At 49.4% G+C, this 3,894-nt stretch carries 3 protein-coding genes and 1 pseudogene; 1 reads left to right on the forward strand and 3 read right to left on the reverse strand.

The features are described from left to right. Positions 1-193: 193 nt before the first annotated feature. Together AAKU61_RS22215 and AAKU61_RS22220 are read right to left on the reverse strand one after the other, a co-directional pair. Complete coding sequence (locus AAKU61_RS22215) at positions 194-1,339, reverse strand: OmpA family protein (protein WP_354335771.1); 1,146 nt, start codon at positions 1,337-1,339, stop codon at positions 194-196. Between the two features lie 105 nt (positions 1,340-1,444). Next, positions 1,445-2,962, reverse strand: a complete 1,518-nt coding sequence (locus AAKU61_RS22220; RefSeq protein ID WP_354335773.1) for an ice-binding family protein — start codon at positions 2,960-2,962, stop codon at positions 1,445-1,447. A 449-nt stretch (positions 2,963-3,411) separates the two neighbouring features. Between AAKU61_RS22220 and AAKU61_RS22225 the strand changes: the two genes are divergently transcribed. After that, positions 3,412-3,609 carry a hypothetical protein gene (locus AAKU61_RS22225; RefSeq protein WP_354335775.1) on the forward strand — a complete coding sequence of 66 codons (198 nt, stop codon included), beginning with the start codon at positions 3,412-3,414 and terminating at the stop codon, positions 3,607-3,609. Between the two features lie 75 nt (positions 3,610-3,684). Here AAKU61_RS22225 and AAKU61_RS22230 read toward each other — a convergent pair. Continuing rightward, a pseudogene (locus AAKU61_RS22230) lies at positions 3,685-3,786 on the reverse strand (IS3 family transposase); the annotation flags it as partial. Positions 3,787-3,894: the final 108 nt, after the last annotated feature.

Here is a 3,894-nt window from a genome sequence, read left to right on the forward strand (position 1 = left end):
TGGACGCCCAAACTCCGTCCGTAGTCAGAAAGTTCCTGCATAAATGATCGGAGTTGGGGTACTTTTTACTTCAACTTTTAAGTGCACCAACGCCGGTCTTATTACATCAAATAGTTGATTAATTTAATTTCAATACATTAATCGACCTGCTCGACGCTATACGAGTATATTTTTATTATCGCTCGCTGCCGCATTACTTCGTTGCAGTGCGCATACCCACAACTTCAATCGTGACGCGGCGATTTTTGGCGCGTCCTTCCTTGCTGCCGTTGTCTGCGATAGGCTGTGTTTTGCCTTTTCCTTCTGTGTAAATACGGGTATCTTCGATCCCTTTAGACACCAAGTAGGCTTTGACCGCTTCAGCACGGCGTAAGGATAATTTCTGATTGTACCCGTCAGTACCAACGGAATCGGTATGGCCGACCGTTACCATGACTTCGGTGTTCATCCCTTGCATTTTATTCAGCATATCATCCAGATTAGCTTTACCTTCGGGTTTCACCAGCGAGCGGTCAAAATCAAATAAGGCTTCTGCGGCAAATGTGACTTTTTCCGAACTGGGTACCGGTGCTGGCATTGGGGACGGCGGCGGTGTTGGTTCCATCACGGCAGACGCTGGCATCGGCGCTGCTTGCGGTGCGTTGCCAACGGGTACGCGTGTCGCAGGTCGCCCCAGTTTGTAGACCAGATTCACAGAGTAAAAGTCGACGTCTCCGCGATTGCCTATCGCATCGTTGAGTCGATAACGTTCTACTTCTCCGCGTACGGCCAAAGCTTCAGATAGTTTGTAGTCAATTCCGACACCTAGTTTAGGATTTAGCTTTCGCTCGGAAGGATTGGGGTTGGTCACGGCCAATAAGCGATCGCCCGTAAAATGAGCGTCGGCTCTTGCATAATTCACACCGGCGCGAGCATACGCGGATAAGCGCTCCGAGAGCGGAATCTGGCCTAGTAAATCAAGGCTTATGCCCTTGAAACCGACTTGTCCATTGAGGATTCCAGGAGGAGTCGTCACGGCGTTAAAACCAAATTTCCTTAGGTCAAAATAACCTGCTTCCAGCGCAAAATTTTGATTCAGTTGTTTGCCCATAAAAAGTTTATACGCGGTATCGCGGTCATTGGAACGAAAATCTACGCTGTTGGCCCCGTTGTCCATCAAGCTGCGTATGATTCTTTTATCATCAATAGTGGCGCGTGATTTACCTATGCCTGCGCCGATATACCATGCTGAATTTGCCCACTCGGGATTGTTAAAATCATCATCGCCGAGGGCGATCTGACTGGTCAACATAGTGCAGCCGACCAGGCCGAGAGTGCCGAATTGTTTGAGTAATTTCATCATTTTCTCCATTCAAAGAAACTTGGTAACAGTAAAAGTCACCAGTCGCTTATTTTGTTTGAACAGGACAAGTCATTGGACCTGTCCACTTGGGTGGTTAGCTACTTATTTTGTTATCTTGTTATTGGCTAGCGTTGCGGCTGCGCCGGTCAATACACGACCGTTGAGAAGCGATGCGCCATCACCTAAAGTGATCGCCGCCGCTTTACCCAGTATGGTTCCTTTGAATACACTATTTGCACCTAGAGTTGTAGGTCCAACTGGAACCCAAAACACGCTGTCATACGTTGCGCCGTTGGTTAGAGCCACAATCGAATTCGCGGTAGTATTTAGGGTCGAACTGGTTCTGAATATATATACGCCAGGTCCGCTCATGGTAAAGGTGCCGGTAATGCTGATGGCACCCGCATAGCAATACACGCCGGGAGTAAGAGTCAAGCCGCCCAGGTCGATGCCGGCAGCCGAATTAATGTCGCAAATGCGACTATTGGCATCTGTGATGGCGGTTTGCAGGTCTGCCAGCGCGTTGGTTAACACCGCACCAGATTTATAGTTGGTGAAACCGAGAGCCTGGACTGGGTCGGTAGTCTGCGATGGTGATCCCACATCGCCTGTGACCAACGTGGTGCCGCCAGCGTTATTGGTGATGGAGGTGCCGGCGAGTACGCCAAAGGTAGTCGCAGTACCAAGATTAATGCTACTTGCCGGTGGATTGATGGGCGCATTCACGATCAGATTCGCGCTGCCAGATTTAGTGCCGGAAGTTGCCGAAATCATAGTTGCGCCAGCGGAAAAGCCGGTTGCAAGTCCCGTTGAGGTCACCGATGCAACGACTGTATTTCCCGAAGCCCAGATAGCCGACTGTGTGATGTTGACCGTCGAGTTATCCGAATAAATTGCGGTAGCCGTATAAGCCTGGGTAGCACCGACCAAAATAGACGCATTGGCTGGCGTCACTGTAATTGAGGACAGAGTCGCTGCGGGAACCGTGATGATCGTGGTGGCTAATTGCGTTCCATAACTTGCCGTAATAACTGAACTCCCGCCAGACAATCCATTACTCATCCCGGTGGTATTATTGACGCTCGCGATAGCAGGACTGGCAGAAATATACTTGCTGACGCTAGTCAGATCGGCGGTTGTCTTATCCGAATACGTTCCGATCACCACCAATTGAAGCGACGCTCCGATATTGACGGTTGGGTTAACCGGTGTCAGCGCAATCGAGATTACGGCTGGTGGCAGTACAGTGACGTTAGCAGCCCCCGTTTTGCTACGGAAGCTTGCCGTCATTGCCGCGGTGCCAGTGGCGACGCCGGTAGCAAGACCCGTCATACTGTTGACAGTGGCAACGCCCGGTGCCGCCGAGGTCCATACCGACACCGCAGTGATATCGCGAGTTGATCCGTCTGCAAACGTCGCCGTTGCGACTAGCTGCTGGGTGTTGCCAGCGGCAACTGAGCTATTCGCCGGAGTTACGGCGACGCTGGTTAAGTCTGCGGTGGGCAATCCCAGTATCGGATCCCGTCCCTGATTGCCACCTCCGCATCCTGCCAAGAGTGCTGCTAGCAGAAATCCTGCAGAATAGAATAGGTTACTACTGTAACGTTTAAGGCCGTTCATATTATTTCCTTCAAATGGTTAACACTCATTAATACTCGTAACGAAATCGTGTTTTTTTGTGATCTATGTCGGATAGTTCTATTAAAGAGCGATGAGCCAATTGCGCTAGACATGAAACTAGCAAGTAAATGATTTGTTTAGGACTTTTACTTGACGCACGAATTGACTTCGTGGTGGCTTCACACCACCTATCGGATCGTGCACAGATATTAATAGGCTCAAAATGATTGATCGAAACAGAATTCGGCAAAGAGACTACAGACGAACTATTCGCCTATTCAGCAAGTTGATCTGTTCGCTGGCGAACGTTGCGAAAAGAAGTATAGGGGTGTACGGAAAAGTCCAAACTTCTCAAGTCGCTTCGTGTCTTATTCAATGCAGGTTCTGTCGCAATAGCGAACCCAAGACGGAGTCTTGGGTTCGCTATTGCGACAGAACCTGCATTGACGATGTCTAATATCCGCGTAATGCTAAGTCTCACCGCACGCGATCCTTCGCTGGGTGCACAGGTGTTCGCCACCCATGCATATGGCCACGACAACATCAAGCTTGACATGCGTTACGCTGACGCTATTACTAGTATTGATGACAATCACTCTGTCGCAGATATGCGTAAGGTTAGCGATATTGAACATGATACTTACTAGGTGATTAATTAACGGAACTATTCACGTAAAGTGCCCCAGAAGTGTTGGGGGGTGCGGATATTTTCTTGGACTGATTTACGTTGTCAAACCTAGGCACTCTCGGTATTCGATTGGGCTGAGATAGCCAAGAGACATCGTAATACGTTTTTCGTTGTACCAGCGAATACAGGTATCAAGCGCTTAAATGAATTGTGCCTTTGTCAGTCACTGCAGAATCTGCTCTGCGTAGTGCCCAACAACATCCACATGGTCGATTGACGGGATTCCAGGCAACCGATGGCGTTA

Source organism: Undibacterium sp. GrIS 1.2, assembly GCF_040544435.1.
Lineage (GTDB): Bacteria > Pseudomonadota > Gammaproteobacteria > Burkholderiales > Burkholderiaceae_D > Undibacterium.